The sequence below is a fragment of the Caldalkalibacillus salinus genome (assembly GCF_016745835.1).
In the GTDB taxonomy this organism is placed as follows: Bacteria; Bacillota; Bacilli; order Caldalkalibacillales; family JCM-10596; genus Caldalkalibacillus_A; species Caldalkalibacillus_A salinus.
Genome location: NZ_JAERVL010000037.1, coordinates 1 through 18,606 on the forward strand (window position 1 = coordinate 1; position 18,606 = coordinate 18,606).

Here is an 18,606-nt window from a genome sequence, read left to right on the forward strand (position 1 = left end):
ATACATACCGTCTAGGTATAGTACAGAATAGCGCTGTTTCAGTTGGCGTTGTTGCCAAGCTTGAATATCTTTCATCGCAACATCGGTGATGTTACAAACCGTTTCTTTTTGGTTTTATGTCCGTAAGTCTCGTGAATAAGAAACGGAAGATACATTGAACCGTCAACAAGCAGTTCTAATTGACCTTTGTGAGAAAAATCAATGGGAATATGAATTGTTTAAAGAAGTTGGTTCTTCACAAGAATATGACCGTCCACAATTACAAGAAATGTTGGAGAATATTAGAGCGTTCATGTATGACGGGATTGTAATTGCTGACCTTGACCGACTTTCAAGGAATACGGTTCACTTTGGACAAATTAAAGAAATTATTGTGAACAGTGGAGTAATAACAATCACACCAAGTAAAACATATGACTTCTCAAAAGATGATGATGATTTCATTAGTGACGTTCAAAGTGTTCTCTCGAAACAAGAGTACAAGACAATCAAAAGAAGACTTGTACGTGGGACAAGGCAATCCGCAAAGGACGGGAATTGGCTTGGTAAAAAGGCTCCCATTGGTTACAAATATAATCGTGATACAAAACGTTTAGAACCAAGTGAGGACGCTCATACGATCCAAAGAATGTTCCAAGAATACATTGGAGGAAAATCCACAAAAGATATTGCATACGACTTTGACCGTGAAGGAGTCACAACTAGTGTTGGAATGGTATGGACTCCTGCGGGTGTAACAAGAATGTTGAGTAATATTGTTTACGCTGGTCACTCCCTTTATGGACGAACCACACAAAAGAAAGTGAATGGAAAAAGAGTCGTGGAGAAAACAAGAGAAGAAGAACAAATTCTTGTTGAAAATACACATGAAGCATTGGTTTCTCAAGAGGATTATGATGAAGTCCAAAGGATCAAAAAACAACGTAACTCAAGGCCTGTTCCTCTCAAGTTAGGAAAGCACAAGTTTAGCTCTTAAAAGAAAAATTGGATCGAATGAAACTGTTCTTGAGCAATGGAGATGACATGGAGGAAAGAGAAGCCAACATGATTCTTCAAGAATTTGTGGAGACAATCATTTACACAAAAACAGATAAGGAAATGGAATTGAATATTATCATGAAGGACTTGAGTTGATTCTACTTGAGTCCTTTTTTGGTTATGTCTAAAACTCCAAATTATTACAATTGTGTGTTATATTTAAAGTTACTATATGGGGGTGTGACAATGGATTTCGAGATTTCTATTCCAACAGATAGTGAAGGGTACTTTTCGTTACAATGTCCACATTGCAAGGAGCGATTCAAAATTACTGCAGAGGACTTTGAAGATGATGACACAATCGAATTGTTTTGTCCTTCTTGTGGTTTAATAGCTGAGTGTTCAGATTTCTACCCAGAAGAAGTTATTGAACATGCTCAAACGATAGCACGCAATTATATGGAACAAGAAATCTACAATGTTTTCAAGAATGGAACAAAAGGTTCTGGTCTTACTTTTGAAGGGAAAAAGCCGAAAGAAGAAAAGCCAAAGTTTTTAATAGAAGATGAAGATTTGGAAGAAATTGAATTAGATTGTTGCGACAAGACCATTAAAGTAAAAATGAATCAAAAGATCGCTAACGTCTATTGTCCTTTTTGTGGGGTGAATTAAATGGAACAAGAGTTTAAATTAGATGAAAAAGAATGTAGAAAGTTATCGGTAAGTTTCCGAAGATTGGCAAGTAGGTTTATAAGGTCACATTTCCGTGAAGCGAATGACAATTTGGAAAGATTTTTACTCTTTATTGAAGAGAGTCCCGTAATATATGAATTTATTCAAGAAAATAATGTAGAACAATTTGATATTGAAGATTTAATTCGACGAAGGGGATATAATGATAAATTCAAATTGCCCGTTCGAGAATCTGAAGAAATTGCTTTCATTTACCAACTTCTAAAACATATCCAAGAAAACGACATTGATTATGTAGGTATATCAATGGGATATAATGACGGAAGAAAATTTCAGGAAGCGGTAGATAAATTTAATCACCAAGTGGTAAAACCACTAATTGATCACATTGTATCTTATTTAGAGGAGATGGCAATTGATATGGGATTAGATAGGAAATCGGGAACACAATTTAACATTAGGGACTTTAGAGGACAAATAAACCATGCGGAAGGACATGCTCAAATTAGTGCTAATCAGACTTACAATGAGACCAAGCTTGAAGAACTAAAGGACATTGCTCAAAAGTTTGCTCAAGCATTAATGGAAGATACGTCTGTTCCCGCTCAAGATAAAGAAGACACAGTGGAAATAGTTGAAGCTGCAGTTCAAGAAGTTGAGAGTGAGAAGCCGAAAAAGTTTATCCTTAAAACTGCAATTGAACAAGTTAAGAATGTAAAGGAAATTGCAACGACTGGAACCGCTGTTTACACCTTAGGTGATCAACTTTTAAATTTAATTCAATCATTTGTGTAACCGTCTAATCATGGCGGTTCTTTTTTTGTTCTAAACAAATATTGAAAACCTTGTGTTGTTCCATTGTTCTACATGTATTAATCATGTAGAGATACATAAATAGAAACTCATGTAATGACTCATGTTTTCTTTCTAGTATTAATCATGTAGTTTGTGACTTCTTTGAAGTCGTTTGCGAAGCAAACACATATACAGTTCATTTCCTTGTTCAACCTTGTTTTTATTCTATATATCAACATTAAGAATGACTTGTGACATTCATTGAATGTAAACACAGTTGAGAACGCATATTGTGTAAACACCTTACACAATTCTTTGAGAATGACAAAACGTTCTATGGCATGAGTGAAACGGCTGTACAAAACCAGATCTACATAGCACTCATCACGTATTGTTTATTAGTACTTGTTCAGCTAGAGACAAATGCAGAGCAGTCCCTGGGCACGCGCCACATGTTTATCTTTGGCAACGTCAATTCCAACAATGAGAGTTGACGGTGTGATTTGCGATATTCATGCTCAGTTGCATGGAAAAGAAAGTTTGGGAGCCATCTCCGATGGCTTGCTTGACGAAGACTTTCAAGTTGAGCTTGGGCTTGATTCCATTAGTGCTTCGCAACTATCTCGAAAGAATAATGAAGTAGATACATCACTGCTAGCAAAGTTGTTTCTTGAAGTTTTAGACCCTTTTGAAGTAATGGAAGACAAATATGAAGATATAAAGAAGGAATTGGCAAACTCACGGTCGCTCACCCTCCCATATCTCACCGGATTATGGTCCATACATTCCTTCGTCCTGCGTATCCATGAGGTGGAGGTCGGATATGCTCCTATGCTGGGTCATCTGCCCGTATGGAATATATAAGCTCCGACTCTGCACTATTGGTGTTTGTTGAGATTCTATTAAGTATTCAGAAGTGAATAATAAGTGGTTTGGGAGAATTAAGTTCCGAAAAAATAAACGAGCAAGAGGAGCACCTTAAACGTAGTCAACTGATGTCACTCTGGTCGGACTTACAATTTTGATACATTGTCATGAAGTCGGACAATATTTTCAGCTCTTGTTTCATTACAACATTCCTCTCTTTCGTGCTAACTCCAAGACCTCCTCAAGGTTGATCTCCATTGAAGTCAATTTGTCTTTCACGGTCTTGTCAAGATTGTCACTCACATTATAGGAATGTTTATTTCATTGAGGACGGTCATCATTCTTGAAAATCAATTGGGAACAGATTGTGTTACCACAATGGGTGTCCACAAGTCGCTCACACCGTTCAACTGAAAGCAAGAGGAGTCTTCAAGAACGAACTTGACATGACCGTTAAACAAGATAATGACCTGTATGACCTTGAGAAAGCAAGAAAGCAAGTCATTGATATGGATATTGACTCTCTTGAATAGGGAGTCTTTTTTGCGTTGGTTCTCAAGCCAATAGAGAAAATGAAAGGAGAGTCATTCATGTTACTTTTATTAGTTTGCCAATTACTAATGATCGTAAATTCTTCACGTCAAAACAAAATTGTTTTTGACTTTGTATTATCACGCAAACAAAGGAGTTTATAAAATGAGAAGTCATATTTTTGAAATTGTGGTGAAACCCAATGAACATTCTATTGTGGAATTACCACTTCCAAGACCAATGAAAATAAAGGTCATCAAGAGAGAAGGAAGGCTTCACACGGAATTTTCTATGCTTCACATAAACGGGAAATTCAAGAATGTGAACCCTTCACGGGACTTGTTTATATTTGATAGGCCTGTTTTTGTAAGGGAGAACCTTTCCTTAAAAGTTCGGAACCGTGAACCATGTAGTGAAAAGATCACAATTGAAATTATGGGATATTAAGCACGGGGAACCTTCATTGGTTCTCCTCTTTTTTAATCTATTGAAGGAGGAATTTCATTTGAAAAATATTGTTTCATATACTTATAAAAATTTGGAGTTGGAGTTGTTCAAGACACTTAATAATGGGAGAGGGAATACGGTGGACATTCTTGAGATTGACCGAGACCAGAACGGAACCTATTCATTCACGTTGTTGGACAAATGCAATAAACAAGCAACCCTTCATTACTCCTTTGATTTGTTGGAGGGAATAGGTATTGAGGAGTTTGCTTCTATTTTAAGAGCGGATTTCAATAAAGTGGATAAGGAAACCTTTGTGGCTGACCGAGACAATTACAAGGAATTGAGTGAGGATGATTCACTTTGTTACATTGCAAAACGTTCCCTTCAATATTTCATGGAAGGTTATCCACTTTCACACATTCCTTCTTGTATAGGTTACAGGCCTATTGCATGTAGAAAAACACTCAAGTATTACAAGGATAATATTCCTCATGAAACAACGGTTCCTATACTGGACTTATACTGAAATTTATCACAATAAACAGGTTCTCTCTTTTGAGAGGACTTTTTTGTGGATAAAAAAGGAAAATGGAGTATTTTGTCGAAACTTATAAGAACACCTATATTTTAAGGGGATCAGAAATGATAAAGATAAAGAATCCATACAGTAAAAAGCGGTTCACACTAAAAGAAGAGGCACAAAAGAAATTCACAAGGATTGTTATTCCTTGGATAAACAAGATTCCACTTAAAGATGATTGGAATGCCAAGAGAAGATTCATTCCCCAATCTTTAAACAGAGTGAGAATTGATCTAGAATATCAAAAAAGAAGATTTAGAACTAATGATATACCAAAAGACGTACAAGTAAATTTGTTATCCATGAGAGTTGCAGAATATATCCCTATTGAAAATATTGACAAGCTAAATAAAGGTTTGAAGAGATTATTTAAAGTATTTAAGCCAAAGTGGTATACAAATGAAATTTCCCGAATAGATGATTTTTGTCGTGAAGTAAAACAGAGTATACATGGTAGTCGTTGGAGTTTGTTTGGTAATCTTGTAATAGATGAAAAGAGTGAATTAAATAATTATGTAAAGCAAATACGTGTCAATGGGACTCAAATCTCTTCTTCTTCAGTTATCATTGAATTTGTTATTGAACCATCAGATAACTATAAAAAGGCGTACAAGGAACTCATAGATAGAAATGTAGAAGAGGAAAAAATTCTTACTCCAAAATTAAAGCAATTCTTAACTCATTGGGGATCAAGAACTCCTTCAAATACTATGGCTAAGGAAAAAATGGTTGAGGATTTATTGTTGGAGTTAAAATGGAGAACTTTAAAGGAAATCAATAAATATTTTGACTTATATTTCTATGATAATAAGTTGATCCCTCCAAGCATAGAGGTTTACAAGATAAGTGAAATGTCTTGTAAATATAAATATGGGGAGGATGAAGATATAAATCAATTTTGGGATTCAATCGGAATGAGAGATTCTCATTATCATGAGATATCCAAAGAAGGACATTGGCAATTATTTGCTAACGAAAATGACTATCTATTAGATAGCTCTGTAAAACTTACTTGTAATGAAATAGTTCCCAAAAAAGAATTATATAATTCTATTGATTCCCAGATGGTCTTCTTTGTAGAAGAACTTGCACTGAATTTACTTCCTATGCTAGTTATGAGAAATTACACTCTTGGATTGAGTAAGAAAATTGCTGAACAACAAACAAGCACTTTTAAGTCAATAAAGAAAGCTAAACCAAAATACAAAAAGTTGATAAATATTAGATATGAACTTGAACAAAATCTTCAAATACTTAAACGCTTTAAAAATGAAATGGGAGAAAGTGAATTTGATTGGATGAAGGCAGAAATCTTGAGCGGTCTTAGAAATTTTGAGCCAGCAAGACCAAGGTTTCACAACAAGCCGTGGGGAGAAATGATTGTTGACAATACCAGTTATTTGATTGAGAGAACAGATTCACTGTCAAAGAACTTTGTTCAAATAATTGATGATACTGTTAGATTACTAGAAATTAAAACAAATAATTCATTACGAAAAAGAACGTTTTGGCTCACAATCTTCACAGTTATACTGTCAATTTTAGCGACTTTTATTGCTGCAACTTCATTGTATTTACAATTAAGTTCAGAGAATCAGCAAGAAATTAAGGATTCCCTTTCACCAATATTCAATTTATTTATGTGAGTTCTTCCAAAGTTGGAGGAACTTTTTCTAAGCACAAATGGAGGTTACAAATGAAACTATTAGAAGACATTGACTCTTACATTCAAGCAATGAAGGAAATTCAGGATTCAATAAACCAACTTCAAGGAGAAAAGTTCTTGAAGAATCACCAAAAGACCTTGCTCTTTAGTCTATTAGAGACAATCTCCAATGGAGTTTATGGTGATAAATACCGTAATACAGATAGATTCAAAAAATTCATCTTGGAGTTTTGTGAGTGGGAAGACGCAGAAAGAGTAAGTCTTCAACAATTATTTTTAGTTTTCAAGGAAGGACAACCGTCTCAAGAATTTCGTAATTTAAAGATACACGTACTCAATGGAATACAAGAGTACCCTCCTGCAAGTCCAGCTCCATTTAGTTGTGACTCAACTGTTGAAGAAATTAAAGCACTTATGCCAAAAGGAGTCACAACAATCAATGGTGTGGATATACACAACCTTACTCATGTAAACCTCTTGTGGAAATATCGAAATAGTTTAGTCCATGAAGCAAGATCAATTGGTTCTCAAGAATTGTTTGACCATACTGACTATCCTCATTATGTTCATTTCACAATGTTAGAAAAAGACGGGCAATGGGAAGTGTGGAAAATCTCTTATCCAGTCCAATTCTTTAACAATCTTATTGAAAAGGCATTGGTGAATGTAAGAGAAAAATTGATTGAAATAGAACATGATCCACGCAGTAATTATGACTTTGGTGAACTTTGGGTGAAATCTAAACAATTAAGGTAGGACAGGCGTTGTTGTATTCATGTTAAGGAAACTATTCGGGATCAAGAGTAATAATGAGAGTAAAAAACAAAACACACCAAAGAAAGAATCAAACTTTGATACTCAAGTGGATAGAAACCTCAAAGGAAAAGAGTTGGAGAGTCAAGGCAAGATTGATGAAGCAAAAGAATTGTATCTCCAGAACGTCAATGAAGGGTTTGAAGGAAACCACCCTTATGATCGACTTGCAATAATGTTTAGAAAAGAAAAAGCGTATGACAAGGAGATAGAGGTATTAGAGAAAGCAATAAATGTATTCGAGAAAAAAGTAAATAAACAAAGAGCGGATCGACAACCGAAGTTGGATCGCTTTAAAAAGAGACTTGAAGACGTGAAGGAAAAAGTATGACAATAAATTTTGAGGAACCGCTTTGGTTCCTCTCAGATTGTAGAAAAACCTCTTCTTTTTTTTGTTCACTTTTATTTTGAGATAGTTATTTTCCTAGGACTTCTAATATTACTTTGATACGTCACACATTCTTCTCAATGTTGTTACTCCGAATAGGACAATCTCAAGTCCTCATAAATTGTATGGAGGAGGAGACACATGGAGAAGACTATCATTGAGGAATACACGAACGGAAAAGAACAATTTGAAGAACATAAAGTTGAAGGTGTGGGAACGGTAAAAGTGTATGGAGAATTGAACGTGGAAAAGTTAGTTCAACGATTACTCAAAACAAAATACATGAACATATAATAAGGAAGCAAGGTGAGAACATGATTCTCTCCAATGCTTCCTTTTCTTTTTGTATATTGGTTGCATTTTAGAATTAATCTGTTTGCTGATCGTGGTGGCAGAATAAGAAGAACCGAGAATACGCTCAATAAATTTGCCAACTTCACGGGTACTCATACCACTTTGATACATTTTGATAATGGCTTCTTCGAGCCAACCATCACGACGTTGATAAGGAGCAAACAGTTGAGTTTGAAATTCACCTTGTCGGTCTCTCGGGATGGACAGATCTTCGATCTTGCCATACCTTGTGTCCAGTGACCGGTTATAGAATCCGTTTTTGCTGTTTGCAAGTTCGGGTCTTTCAACTTTCAAGTAGTTTTCTAATTCTTCTTTCATGATGAGTTCAAGTTTTTCTTGAACTAAAGATTTTAAGACTTTTTCTAGTTGATTTTTAATCTCGGAATTGTTTATACTCGATGACATAGGTAGGGACTACTCCTCTCTTATGGAATCTGCACAATCCCGAGGATACCCTACCTATTTTTTATTGAAAAGATGCTTACACAAAATATTTTACGTCATCTAGTTCGTGTCAATTTATAGTCAAAATTAAAAATAAATGGTCGAACATTATAATGTTATGCTAATATGACTGTGAGAAGCACTACACCTTGCCCAAATATTTCACGTGGTTCAGCATACGAAAATGGGGGTTACCATGGATATCATCTTTGACCTTTCTTGGAAAGTTTTTAACGTTTTACTCATCTTGCCTGTCATTTTCTTCCTTAGGTTGATCTTTAAAAAGAAAACACATTTTTATTTTGCCTTAACCCTTTTTTTAATAGTTACCGCTTTGTTTATTGTCAAGGCGAATTATACGACGTTTGAGGACGTCTATGCTGATAGTCTGAATGAGGATACGATGGTTGAAAGTGTGACGATCTTCATCAACGACCTCACAAATCATAAGCCTGAGCGGGAAGTGAGGACGAGGACGACGATAGAAGATACAGATGTCATCGCGCGTATTCTAGATGACCTATCAGGCTTAGAACTGAAAAACGACCCAGAGAACTATTCATTCTATAAAAAATATGCACTCGTTTTTACCGTTACAAATGAGGAGAAACATCATTTCTACCGGACGAATAAATTACACATAAACATAGATGAGCAACACCTTAATCGGTATAAAATCGTAAACGGCACAGATCATTTAAAAACCATCAAGCAACTCGTCGAAAGTGATGATATAGAGTGGAAGCAACACGGAGAATAACGGTTTGACCAGTCCTTAGGCCAAATCATCATTCGTTTGTCATTGTTATTATTGATTGTCTCCAGTCCACAAGGTAAAATATATAGTACATTCAAAGGAGTGGAACGACATTGTCATTCATAAAAAGAGTTTTCAATGAAATATTGGATTGGAGTAAAGCGATTATATTTGCTATTATTGTCACATTTCTTATCAGTGTCTTCCTGGTCCAACCCTACACCGTAGTAGGAAGTTCAATGGAGCCGACCTTTCAAGGGCAAGAATTGTTTGCTGAGGAGCCAGGCGATCGTGTTCTGATATTCAAGACACCGTTCCTATTAGGAGAGAGACCAGATTACTACGATATTGTTGTCATAGATCACCGTGTTGATTATGAAAGAACGGTGATGGATGACTTTATAGACAGTCCTATTGTACGATTAATTCAACAAAATGATGATCAAGAATTCTGGATTAAGCGCATCATTGGAAAGCCTGGAGACACTTTGGAGTACAAAGACGGTAAAATCTACCGTAACGGCCATGAGCTCAATGAGGACTATATCAAAGAGGATATGATCACCCCATTTGAAACGATAGAAGTGCCGGCAAATCATGTATATGTCATGGGCGACAACAGGAACAATAGCAAAGACAGTAGAGAGATAGGCCCCGTACCGATGCAAAATGTATTAGGCAAAGTCGTCCTAAGATTCTTCCCGTTTGACCGATTTAAATATTATCATTAATCTATGTAGCCATTAGTGTTCGTCATGATTCACATATCGACCGTGTTGTGGTATCGCAATACGGTCGAATTTTTTTACCAGCTTACTTAGGTTCTCAGTTAATTCCTGACCTGACATAGGCAAACCATGACCCGTAATGGCCGTTTTTGGATTCAGTGCTTGAAGTTTCGTAACCGAATCCCAAGCGGCTGGCCAGTCCGTTGTAAAGTACTTGGGCGGTCCGCTTATCGTCTTATCCTGTGTCAGTACATGATATAATGACTCCTGCTTGACGGTGACAAAAGCATCTCCGGCAATTAACACACCATCGTTTTGCCTGAAGTACGACACATGGCCAGGCGTGTGACCAGGCGTATGGACCCATTGCCAGTCTGGTAACTCGGGGAGCGTGTGGTCATCAGGTAAAGGTCTAAGGTATGCCCCTAAATTAACGGGTTTATTGGGGAATAGTCGGGATACCTTGGCCACCAGTCCACCATCTACACTCGGGTCTGGTTCTGGGTAGCTCTTTTCACCTGAAAGGTATGGACATTCCAAAGGATGAGCGTAAACTTGAACGTCCCAGTGTTTGATAAGGTCCACAATCGCACCCACGTGGTCGAAATGTCCGTGCGTGAGAAGGATGGCTTTAGGACGAGCACTTTGACCGAAGCGTGCTTCTGCAACTTGGATGATATGCTCAGCTGATTGAGGCATACCTGCATCTACGATAATAAAGTCATTCGTTCGCTGATCACCAATAAAACACAGATTAACGATTTGTACCGTTAAGCTTAGCACATCAGGTGCAACTTCGGTGATCTCACCATTTTCAATGGATGACGCAGGTATAAACCTATAATCTTCTCCGTAATTGATAGCTTCCTCTTTATTGATCGGCTCTTCTTGTTTCATGTCATGTTCCTTTCGTTATGTTCTGTTTTTATTTTTTTATCTTGTTATCTTGTTATGATTTTTATGCCCTAAGATGTGTGTAATCTAAAATCTTTTTATAAAATGTCAATATTGTACACCAAATGTGTCAATTTTGTTACTATTCGCAAAGCCATCGATTCAATATAATGAGATCAACCAAGTTGGTACAGGGTGGTGATGCGTTGTGAGTACACCTCTACAAACAGATAAAATGAAAGCGTATACACAAAGGGCGGCGTTCTCGCGTCGTCATAGGATCGTGAAGAACATATTGTCTTACGCCACCTTTGTTGGTCCGGCACTATTATTCTTTGCAGTGATTCAGATTGTGCCATTCATGATGGGTGTGTATTACTCTTTCACATCATGGAATGGCATAAGTGCAGTGACAGAATTTGTTGGATTGGAGAATTACAAGCGTATTTTCACGGATGATGAGCGCTTCTTCAACTCATTTGTCTTTACCACTAAATTTATGTTCGCTGCAGTGGTGATTAGTAACATGATCGGTTTATCTTTAGCGTTGATGTTAGATGCAGCGCTGAAAACAAAGAATATCTTGCGGACCGTTTTCTTTTTACCCAATGTCATAGGGGGACTACTTTTAGGTTTTATCTGGCAGTTTATCTTTGTAAGAGGCTTTGCAGCCGTGGGAGATATCACGAATCTTTCATTCTTCCAGCAACCCTGGCTAGGGGATGCGCAAACTGCTTTTTGGGGTATTGTGATCGTATTCTCATGGCAAATCAGTGGCTATATGATGGTCATTTATATTGCAGCATTACAAGGCATCGATCAATCCTTGCTAGACTCAGCAAAAATTGATGGCGCTAATGGTTTTCATATGCTCACCAAGATCATTATCCCACTGATTCTTCCTGCATTTACAATCTGTTTCTTTTTAACGATTTCAATGGCCTTTAAGATTTTTGATCTTAACCTTTCTCTAACTGGAGGCGGCCCATTTAACTCTACACAGTCTGTCGCAATCAACATTTACCAAGAGGCTTTTACTCAAAACAATTACGGGTTAGGAACAGCTAAATCAATCATTTTCTTCGTCGTAGTCGCCATCTTTACACTCGTACAGGTTATGATGACAAAGAAACGGGAGGTGGAGGCATAATGCGCAACAGATATACCAAAAGAACGTTTGTCCTAGAGCTTTTCACGATTCTTTTAGCCATTATCTTTCTAGTGCCCTTCTACTTTGTCGTTGTTAACTCTTTTAAGAGTTTTTCAGAGATACTGGTTGATGCAGCTGCTTTACCAAGCGAGTGGCTCCTGAGCAATTATGTTGAAGTATGGCAGGTGTTAGATTTTCCGACTGCCTTTCTCAATTCTCTGATTATTACCGTTTTTAGTATTATGGGCATTGTCGTCATAAGTTCAATGGCCGCTTGGAAAATGGTTAGAACACCGGGTAAGCTCAGCAACTTTCTGTTCATATTATTTGTCTCTGCTATGGTCGTGCCCTTTCAAGCGGTGATGATTCCACTCGTGAAACTTGGAGGAACATTGGGATTGATTAATAGTATTCCCGGTATCATTATCATGTATTTTGGTTTTGGGGTTCCTCTCTCACTGTTTCTATATCATGGCTTTGTTAAGTCAGTACCAGTTGAGGTAGAGGAGTCGGCGTATATTGATGGGTGTTCTCAGTTTGGCATCTTTTGGCGTATTGTGTTTCCACTCCTGAAGCCGATAACGGTCACAGTGATCATTTTAAATACGCTTTGGATTTGGAACGATTACTTACTGCCATTACTCGTCTTACAGGATACGTCTCTTAGGACGATTCCATTAGCGACAAGCTCCTTTTTTGCACAGTACACTAAGCAGTGGGATATGGGCCTAGCCGCTCTCATCCTGGGGATCGCACCGATTATCATGTTCTTCTTATTCTTACAAAGACATATTATTCAGGGCATCACGTCGGGGTCTATCAAATAATGAGATGACAAGCCAATGAACAACAAGATACAAGATCAAGTTTTGTAGCAGATGCTACAAACATCATGCGATAAAGCATAAAATTGATATTTGATTTTCACTATAAGGAGCTAATGCTTAAAGGTCATGAAATTCTTAGATATTCAAAGCATTTTGAAGAAAATCTTATTTTATAGAGGGAGGTCTTTTGCTGTGAAAAAATGGTTTGCACTGAGTTTAACGTTGGTACTAGTGGTGGGATTTGTGGCCGCATGTGCTCAAGAAGCGGATGAGTCAGCAAATGAAAGGACAGATGAGGATGTGGTCACACTCAACCTTTTCCAGTTTAAAGTTGAAATAAGAGATGAGTTACAAGCGATGTTAGATGAATTTGAAGCAGAGCATCCTGACATTAAAGTCGAGATGGAAACCGTCGGAGGCGGTGCGGACTATGGAGCTGCCTTGAGAGCGAAGTTTTCCTCAGAAGAAGCGCCGGATATTTTCAATAATGGTGGCTTTAATGAACTGCAATTGTGGAAAGAACACTTAGCTGACCTATCTGATGAGCCGTGGGTGGAGCACGTACTGCCCCTAGCCAAAGCACCGATGACGGATGAGGATGGTAAGATCTATGGAATGCCCCTTAATTTAGAGGGATACGGGTTTATTTATAACAAAGACCTTTTTGCTGAAGCGGGTATAGAAGAACCGCCTACAACGTTGTCTGAGCTAAAAGCGGCGGCAGAGAAGTTAGAAGAGGCGGGCATCACGCCTTTTGCTGCAGGCTATGGTGAATGGTGGGTGATTGGACAACACTTGCTCAACATCCCTTTTGCGCAACAAGAAGATACCGACGCCTTTATTGAAGGTTTAAATGAAGGAACTGAAACATTTGTTGGCAATGAACATTTCGAGAATTTCAAGGACGTCATCGATATGGAGATCGCTTATGGCAACTCTAACCCCATGACAACGGACTATAATACACAGGTCACTTTATTTGCCACAGGTGAAGCGGCCATGCTACAGCAAGGTAATTGGACAGAAAACATGATTTATGAGATCAATCCTGATATGAATATGGCTTTTTTACCTATTCATATTAATGACGAAGAAGAGTCTAACCGTCTTCCCGTAGGTGTGCCTAACAATTGGGTGATTAATAAAAACGCTGAACATATTGAAGAAGCGAAGCTATTACTAGATTGGATGGCTTCATCAGAAATAGGCCAGCGTTATATGACAGAAGAATTTGCCTTCATCCCTGCTTTTGATCATATTGAAGCGTCCGGATTAGGTGACCTTGGAGATTCAATTCAAGATTACTCTCTAGAAGGACGAACGATACCATGGACTTGGTTCAGGTGGCCGGACGGGGCGAGTCAAGATTTTGCTGCAGCGATCCAAGAATATGTAGCAGGTCAAATCACGTATAATGAGGTGCTGGAGAGTTTTCAATCCACTTGGGATAACTTGAAGGAAGAGTGATCCTTGATCCTTTTCCATAAAAAAGACAGAAAGCATGTCTATACTTAGATGTGCTTTCTATTTATACTTGAGGTATAAGGTTTCTTTAGGAGGCATTCGCATTGTTCAAGTTTGTGAGCATTAGAAATAAGCTGATTATCCTCCTCCTAGTGATCACCATCGTACCTTTTGGCAGTGCTATTATCGTCACTTATATGTATACAAAAGAATCCTTAACAGAACAATCCATACAAGAGAATATGAATTTGCTTTATCAAGGGAAAGAAAATATTGAAACGTATCTAAAAGATCTCAATCATTTTAACCTCTCATTGTATCACAATCATGATTTTATGAATTATTTGAAAATCAAGCATAAGGTGTCAGACTACGTGTCTATAGGGGCTGTTCATCGAGAGTTGCTTTCGCTCCTATACAGTGACGACCATATTAACAAAGCGTCGATGTGGATGGTGCGGAATGGAGAGTTATTCTCCGTTTCCAAGCGCTCGACACTCGTATACGAGGAACAGGTAGACAGAGTGACCATGACAAAGTATCTACGGGCTAAGGAAGCTCCCTCAGATATGTATACGGAACCCCTTGAGGATGATGAATCTTTTGTCATCTACCGTGCTTTTCGAGATACGCCTTTAGAAGAGGTGCTGGCCTATATTACCTTAGAGGTTGAAATTAAAAAAATTAATGAACTCAGTCAACGGCTGTACCATGAGGGTGAAGAGGAATTCTATATACTGACACCAGGTGGACACTTTATTTATCACTCTGAGGAGACAGACAAGGATTTGGCCACATCCTCCTGGATTACCACGCTACTGCAAACAGACAACATGAGCGGTCATATGACGTGGGAGGATGATACATTTCGGGGTGTGATCGCCTATGATACTGTGACAGACTATGCGGGCCAATGGTTGCTCGTCAAAAGGATACCTTATCACACACTATATCAAAGTGCTTATGGTGTGGCCCTTATTAATATTCTATTCGGTGTCGTGGGACTTGCACTGGTGATTTTGGCTACCTTTCTCGTTTCTTTTAGAATCACAAACCCTATTAGAGTACTCGTACAGAACATTAGGCAGGTGGAGCAAGGGACAATGCAAGTGGACTTTCATTCACTAGGGAACGATGAGATTGGCATATTAGGTCACCGTTTTAAGCGGATGGTGGAAAAAATACATGATTTGATTAACCGTGAATACAAATTGGAAATAGAAAATAAGACGAATCAATTGAAAGTCTTGCAGTCTCAAGTTAATCCTCACTTTCTATACAATACACTTCAATCCATTGGGACTAGAGCCCTCAAAAACCAAGTGCCAGAGATATATAAGTCGTTGACAGATCTTTCTCACCTTATGCGGTACAGTATGAACACGGAGGAACATATTGTCCCACTTAGTAAAGAAGTAGAGGTGGCCAAAGCGTATCTCCTTCTCCAAAAACAAAGGTTTGGTGATGATCTCTCATACGTGATCGATGCCGATGAGGATATGCTTGATGTTCAAGTGCCTAAAATGATTCTTCAACCGATCATAGAAAACTACTTTAAACACGGGTTTGATACGCGTGTAGAGCCTGCAAAAATAGAGATCCATTGTCGCCAAACGGGAGACTCAATTTTAATTAGCATCGAGGATAATGGCACCGGTGTTTCCGAAGAGCGTCTTCAAATGATACGACAGGATTTAAAGGGGGCATCCCATTCCGGCCATAGACACACAGGGATAGGGTTGAAGAATGTGTATACACGCTTACAACTCTATTATACTCATAAGGCGTCACTTATATTAGAAAATACAGATGTCGGAGGCTTCCGAGTGACCATGACATTCCCGCTAAAATTGGAGGATGGTACATATGAAAGCCATCATCATTGATGACGAAAAACATGTACGGGAAGGACTTCACTTATTAGCCGAGTGGGACGCAGTTGGTATACAAGAGGTGTTAGAAGCTTGTGATGGTCACGGGGCGATTCAGCTTATCAAGGAGCATCGGCCTGATATTATATTTACAGATATGCGTATGCCCCAACTAGACGGTGTCGCCCTATTAAACTGGCTACATGAGGCTAACATGGGGGCAAAAGTCATCGTGGTCAGTGGCTATGATGATTTCAAGTATACGAAACATGCGATCACCTGTGGTAGCTTTGATTATTTACTCAAACCGATCGATATGCATGAATTGAATACAACGTTGAGAAAAGCCGTTGAAGCCAAAAGGCTGGACGACAAGGATAAGCTAGATAACAGGAAAAGCGCATCATCAGACGAATTGTATCGCTTGCTAAGAGAAGCGTTAGGTAGACGAAGGTTGTCTGAGGAGACCATACACTTACTGAGACGCGAACAGGACCTAAATGTGGATCCATCTTTTTACCAATTAGCGGTGTTGTCTCTGACAACGTTCGCAGAACAAAAGCCCATGCACGGTCTAAAGGAAATGCCTTACGAGAAAGTGCTCTCTATATGTAACGACGTCTTACGGTCATTCACTGCAGGAATCGCCTTTCCTCACAATCGAGTGGAAGGAGAAGTGATTTTCTTCTTTGCTAAACCGCGTCATATAGACAGCATCGTACGTCAGGCGGTACACAACATCCATCGCAACTTGATGCTCAAGTGTTATGTTGGTGTTGGCCCCTCTGTCCATCGTTTAGATCATGCGTATGAGGGAGCCAAGGATGCTTTGTATAGAACGAATCTACTCGATGATGCACACCACACAAAAGCGTGTGTATGGTCGTCTCATGAAAACGCGACTAGCAAGACAGAAGAAGAGGTAATCCATTTACTTGATTACGCTGATGACATGAAATGGGCCATACAAAGTGGTCGGACGGAGCAAATAGATGCTATACTAGACGATATCTTTGCCACTTTCTCTGAGCAATCATACTTTTCACTTGAGCAACTTCGTGTGTGGGAGAAACAATTTGATATACTCAAAGAGCATTGGTTGAAGGAATGTGAACAAGGCGAGCAGGACGGATTATATCGAGGGACAGACTACTGGCACGCTGATGGCCGTTTCTCCTTTAAAGCTTTCCAAGAGGAAAAGAGAAAAGAGTTTAATAGTCTCATGGTATGTTTTTCTGATAGCGGTTTCAATAAGGAAAGAACATGCGTCCAGGACATTGAAGCGTATATCCGTCAGCATTATGAAAAGGATATCAAGCTACAAGACATAGCTGATCAATTCTTCTTGAGCAAAGAGTATATTTCCAGGAAGTTTAAACAAGTCTATCACAAAACCATGACAGATTATGTGAACAGTCTCCGTGTAGAAAAAGCAAAGGTGTTGCTCCAAAACCCTCATTACAAGATATATGAGGTGGCTGAAAAAGTCGGATATCAGAATGACAAATATTTCTCAAAGGTCTTTAAAAGATTGGAGGGTATGACCCCAAAGGCGTACCAAAATCAATACAATCAGGAGGGGAATCAATGTTAAACATTACCGTTTGGAATGAAAATCGCCATGAACAGAATAATCCTAAAGTACGTGACATATATCCCAATGGTATCCACGGTGCCATCGCCGGTTTTTTACAAGATGAGGGACTTAAGACCAGAACAGCTACCCTAGATGAAGAAGCACATGGACTTTCTGAACAAGTCCTGCAAGAGACAGACGTCCTGATATGGTGGGGGCATCTCGCCCATGACGAAGTCGACGATCTCATCGTGGAGAACATCAAGAAACGTGTCCTAGAGGGGATGGGCCTCATCGTGTTACATTCTGGTCATCACTCTAAAATCTTCCGCTCACTGATGGGAACAACGTGTGACCTGAAATGGCGGGAAGCGGATGAGACTGAGCGTGTGTGGGTAGTGGATCCCAGTCACCCCATTGTGGAAGGCATCGGAGAGTATATTGAATTGGAAAAAGAGGAGATGTATGGCGAGCATTTTGACATCCCTGCTCCCGATCAGCTGGTATTCCTAAGTTGGTTTGAAGGGGGAGAAGTATTTAGGAGTGGGTGTACATACCAGCGAGGACAAGGTAAAATTTTCTATTTTCGACCTGGACACGAAACTTACCCAACTTACCATCAACCCGATGTTCAACGCATCATCCAAAATGCAGTGCAGTGGGTAGCTCCAATTGAGCGCCCTGCACCTGTATACGGCAACGCTCAACCGATTGAGCACATTAAAGTCAAGCAACAAGATTAATGCGATCATACCATTAAAAGGGAGACATTCTAATTAA

Annotated in this window: 20 protein-coding genes and 3 pseudogenes; 20 read left to right on the plus strand and 3 right to left on the minus strand. The window is 38.8% G+C overall.

Annotation, left to right across the window (positions count from 1 at the left end; all coding sequences use genetic code 11):
• Positions 1–102, minus strand: a pseudogene (locus JKM87_RS18270) (transposase); the annotation flags it as partial.
• 52 nt (positions 103–154) lie between these two features.
• Here JKM87_RS18270 and JKM87_RS17045 point away from each other — a divergent pair.
• The 12 genes and pseudogenes from JKM87_RS17045 (at position 155) to JKM87_RS17095 (ending at position 8,055) form a co-directional block, all read left to right on the plus strand.
• Positions 155–976, plus strand: a complete 822-nt coding sequence (locus tag JKM87_RS17045) for a recombinase family protein (protein WP_202081583.1) — start codon at positions 155–157, stop codon at positions 974–976.
• A gap of 248 nt (positions 977–1,224) precedes the next feature.
• Positions 1,225–1,650, plus strand: a complete 426-nt coding sequence (locus tag JKM87_RS17050) for a hypothetical protein (RefSeq protein WP_202081584.1) — start codon at positions 1,225–1,227, stop codon at positions 1,648–1,650.
• A complete protein-coding gene (locus JKM87_RS17055) occupies positions 1,651–2,466 on the plus strand; it encodes a type 1 periplasmic-binding domain-containing protein (RefSeq protein ID WP_202081585.1) in 816 nt (271 codons plus the stop codon). It begins immediately after the preceding gene.
• Positions 2,467–2,786: 320 nt separating this feature from the next.
• Positions 2,787–2,900, plus strand: a pseudogene (locus tag JKM87_RS18275) (IS4 family transposase); the annotation flags it as partial.
• A gap of 28 nt (positions 2,901–2,928) precedes the next feature.
• Complete coding sequence (locus tag JKM87_RS17060) at positions 2,929–3,330, plus strand: hypothetical protein (RefSeq protein ID WP_202081586.1); 402 nt, start codon at positions 2,929–2,931, stop codon at positions 3,328–3,330.
• 368 nt (positions 3,331–3,698) lie between these two features.
• On the plus strand, positions 3,699–3,866 hold the full coding sequence (locus JKM87_RS17065) for a hypothetical protein (protein ID WP_202081587.1): 168 nt from the start codon (positions 3,699–3,701) through the stop codon (positions 3,864–3,866).
• A gap of 163 nt (positions 3,867–4,029) precedes the next feature.
• Complete coding sequence (locus tag JKM87_RS17070; RefSeq protein ID WP_202081588.1) at positions 4,030–4,311, plus strand: hypothetical protein; 282 nt, start codon at positions 4,030–4,032, stop codon at positions 4,309–4,311.
• A gap of 58 nt (positions 4,312–4,369) precedes the next feature.
• Positions 4,370–4,840 carry a hypothetical protein gene (locus JKM87_RS17075; RefSeq protein ID WP_202081589.1) on the plus strand — a complete coding sequence of 157 codons (471 nt, stop codon included), beginning with the start codon at positions 4,370–4,372 and terminating at the stop codon, positions 4,838–4,840.
• A gap of 116 nt (positions 4,841–4,956) precedes the next feature.
• The gene (locus tag JKM87_RS17080; RefSeq protein WP_202081590.1) at positions 4,957–6,540 is read left to right on the plus strand and encodes a hypothetical protein; all 1,584 of its coding nucleotides are present in this window, start codon (positions 4,957–4,959) and stop codon (positions 6,538–6,540) included.
• A 50-nt stretch (positions 6,541–6,590) separates the two neighbouring features.
• Positions 6,591–7,316, plus strand: a complete 726-nt coding sequence (locus tag JKM87_RS17085; RefSeq protein ID WP_202081591.1) for a hypothetical protein — start codon at positions 6,591–6,593, stop codon at positions 7,314–7,316.
• Positions 7,317–7,335: 19 nt separating this feature from the next.
• Positions 7,336–7,704 carry a tetratricopeptide repeat protein gene (locus tag JKM87_RS17090; RefSeq protein WP_202081592.1) on the plus strand — a complete coding sequence of 123 codons (369 nt, stop codon included), beginning with the start codon at positions 7,336–7,338 and terminating at the stop codon, positions 7,702–7,704.
• 198 nt (positions 7,705–7,902) lie between these two features.
• On the plus strand, positions 7,903–8,055 hold the full coding sequence (locus tag JKM87_RS17095) for a hypothetical protein (protein ID WP_202081593.1): 153 nt from the start codon (positions 7,903–7,905) through the stop codon (positions 8,053–8,055).
• 80 nt (positions 8,056–8,135) lie between these two features.
• Here JKM87_RS17095 and JKM87_RS17100 read toward each other — a convergent pair.
• Positions 8,136–8,520 (minus strand): annotated as a pseudogene (locus JKM87_RS17100) (transposase); the annotation flags it as partial.
• 235 nt (positions 8,521–8,755) lie between these two features.
• Here JKM87_RS17100 and JKM87_RS17105 point away from each other — a divergent pair.
• Together JKM87_RS17105 and lepB are read left to right on the plus strand one after the other, a co-directional pair.
• Entirely contained in the window at positions 8,756–9,319 is a 564-nt protein-coding gene (locus JKM87_RS17105; RefSeq protein ID WP_202081594.1) for a VanZ family protein, read from the plus strand.
• A gap of 110 nt (positions 9,320–9,429) precedes the next feature.
• Positions 9,430–10,047 carry a signal peptidase I gene (gene lepB, locus JKM87_RS17110; RefSeq protein ID WP_202081595.1) on the plus strand — a complete coding sequence of 206 codons (618 nt, stop codon included), beginning with the start codon at positions 9,430–9,432 and terminating at the stop codon, positions 10,045–10,047.
• A gap of 12 nt (positions 10,048–10,059) precedes the next feature.
• Here lepB and JKM87_RS17115 read toward each other — a convergent pair whose 3' ends face one another.
• Entirely contained in the window at positions 10,060–10,941 is an 882-nt protein-coding gene (locus JKM87_RS17115; RefSeq protein WP_202081596.1) for an MBL fold metallo-hydrolase, read from the minus strand.
• A 232-nt stretch (positions 10,942–11,173) separates the two neighbouring features.
• Here JKM87_RS17115 and JKM87_RS17120 point away from each other — a divergent pair, with 232 nt between their 5' ends.
• The 6 genes from JKM87_RS17120 to JKM87_RS17145 all read left to right on the plus strand — a co-directional run bounded on the left by JKM87_RS17120 (position 11,174) and on the right by JKM87_RS17145 (position 18,569).
• Positions 11,174–12,088: a carbohydrate ABC transporter permease gene (locus tag JKM87_RS17120; protein ID WP_202081628.1), complete on the plus strand. Its 915-nt coding sequence runs from the start codon at positions 11,174–11,176 to the stop codon at positions 12,086–12,088.
• Positions 12,088–12,915 (plus strand): carbohydrate ABC transporter permease, encoded by an 828-nt coding sequence (locus tag JKM87_RS17125; protein WP_202081597.1) that lies wholly within the window; start codon positions 12,088–12,090, stop codon positions 12,913–12,915. Before JKM87_RS17120 ends, JKM87_RS17125 begins: the two co-directional genes overlap by 1 nt.
• Positions 12,916–13,107: 192 nt before the next feature.
• Positions 13,108–14,382 carry an ABC transporter substrate-binding protein gene (locus JKM87_RS17130; RefSeq protein ID WP_336885200.1) on the plus strand — a complete coding sequence of 425 codons (1,275 nt, stop codon included), beginning with the start codon at positions 13,108–13,110 and terminating at the stop codon, positions 14,380–14,382.
• Positions 14,383–14,483: 101 nt separating this feature from the next.
• Positions 14,484–16,265, plus strand: a complete 1,782-nt coding sequence (locus JKM87_RS17135) for a cache domain-containing sensor histidine kinase (RefSeq protein WP_202081599.1) — start codon at positions 14,484–14,486, stop codon at positions 16,263–16,265.
• A complete protein-coding gene (locus tag JKM87_RS17140; protein WP_202081600.1) occupies positions 16,246–17,844 on the plus strand; it encodes a response regulator transcription factor in 1,599 nt (532 codons plus the stop codon). Before JKM87_RS17135 ends, JKM87_RS17140 begins: the two co-directional genes overlap by 20 nt.
• Positions 17,838–18,569 (plus strand): ThuA domain-containing protein, encoded by a 732-nt coding sequence (locus tag JKM87_RS17145; RefSeq protein ID WP_202081601.1) that lies wholly within the window; start codon positions 17,838–17,840, stop codon positions 18,567–18,569. Before JKM87_RS17140 ends, JKM87_RS17145 begins: the two co-directional genes overlap by 7 nt.
• The last annotated feature ends 37 nt before the right edge of the window (positions 18,570–18,606 follow it).

What these genes read in the sequence shown, in the direction of transcription:
- JKM87_RS17050 (WP_202081584.1), top strand. Translation starts at nt 1,225, where the DNA reads ATGGATTTCGAGATTTCTATTCCAACAGATAGTGAAGGGTACTTTTCG.
- JKM87_RS17055 (WP_202081585.1), top strand. Translation starts at nt 1,651, where the DNA reads ATGGAACAAGAGTTTAAATTAGATGAAAAAGAATGTAGAAAGTTATCG.
- JKM87_RS17070 (WP_202081588.1), top strand. Translation starts at nt 4,030, where the DNA reads ATGAGAAGTCATATTTTTGAAATTGTGGTGAAACCCAATGAACATTCT.
- JKM87_RS17080 (WP_202081590.1), top strand. Translation starts at nt 4,957, where the DNA reads ATGATAAAGATAAAGAATCCATACAGTAAAAAGCGGTTCACACTAAAA.
- JKM87_RS17085 (WP_202081591.1), top strand. Translation starts at nt 6,591, where the DNA reads ATGAAACTATTAGAAGACATTGACTCTTACATTCAAGCAATGAAGGAA.
- JKM87_RS17090 (WP_202081592.1), top strand. Translation starts at nt 7,336, where the DNA reads ATGTTAAGGAAACTATTCGGGATCAAGAGTAATAATGAGAGTAAAAAA.
- JKM87_RS17095 (WP_202081593.1), top strand. Translation starts at nt 7,903, where the DNA reads ATGGAGAAGACTATCATTGAGGAATACACGAACGGAAAAGAACAATTT.
- JKM87_RS17105 (WP_202081594.1), top strand. Translation starts at nt 8,756, where the DNA reads ATGGATATCATCTTTGACCTTTCTTGGAAAGTTTTTAACGTTTTACTC.
- JKM87_RS17115 (WP_202081596.1), bottom strand. Translation starts at nt 10,941, where the DNA reads ATGAAACAAGAAGAGCCGATCAATAAAGAGGAAGCTATCAATTACGGA.
- JKM87_RS17120 (WP_202081628.1), top strand. Translation starts at nt 11,174, where the DNA reads ATGAAAGCGTATACACAAAGGGCGGCGTTCTCGCGTCGTCATAGGATC.
- JKM87_RS17125 (WP_202081597.1), top strand. Translation starts at nt 12,088, where the DNA reads ATGCGCAACAGATATACCAAAAGAACGTTTGTCCTAGAGCTTTTCACG.
- JKM87_RS17140 (WP_202081600.1), top strand. Translation starts at nt 16,246, where the DNA reads ATGAAAGCCATCATCATTGATGACGAAAAACATGTACGGGAAGGACTT.
- JKM87_RS17145 (WP_202081601.1), top strand. Translation starts at nt 17,838, where the DNA reads ATGTTAAACATTACCGTTTGGAATGAAAATCGCCATGAACAGAATAAT.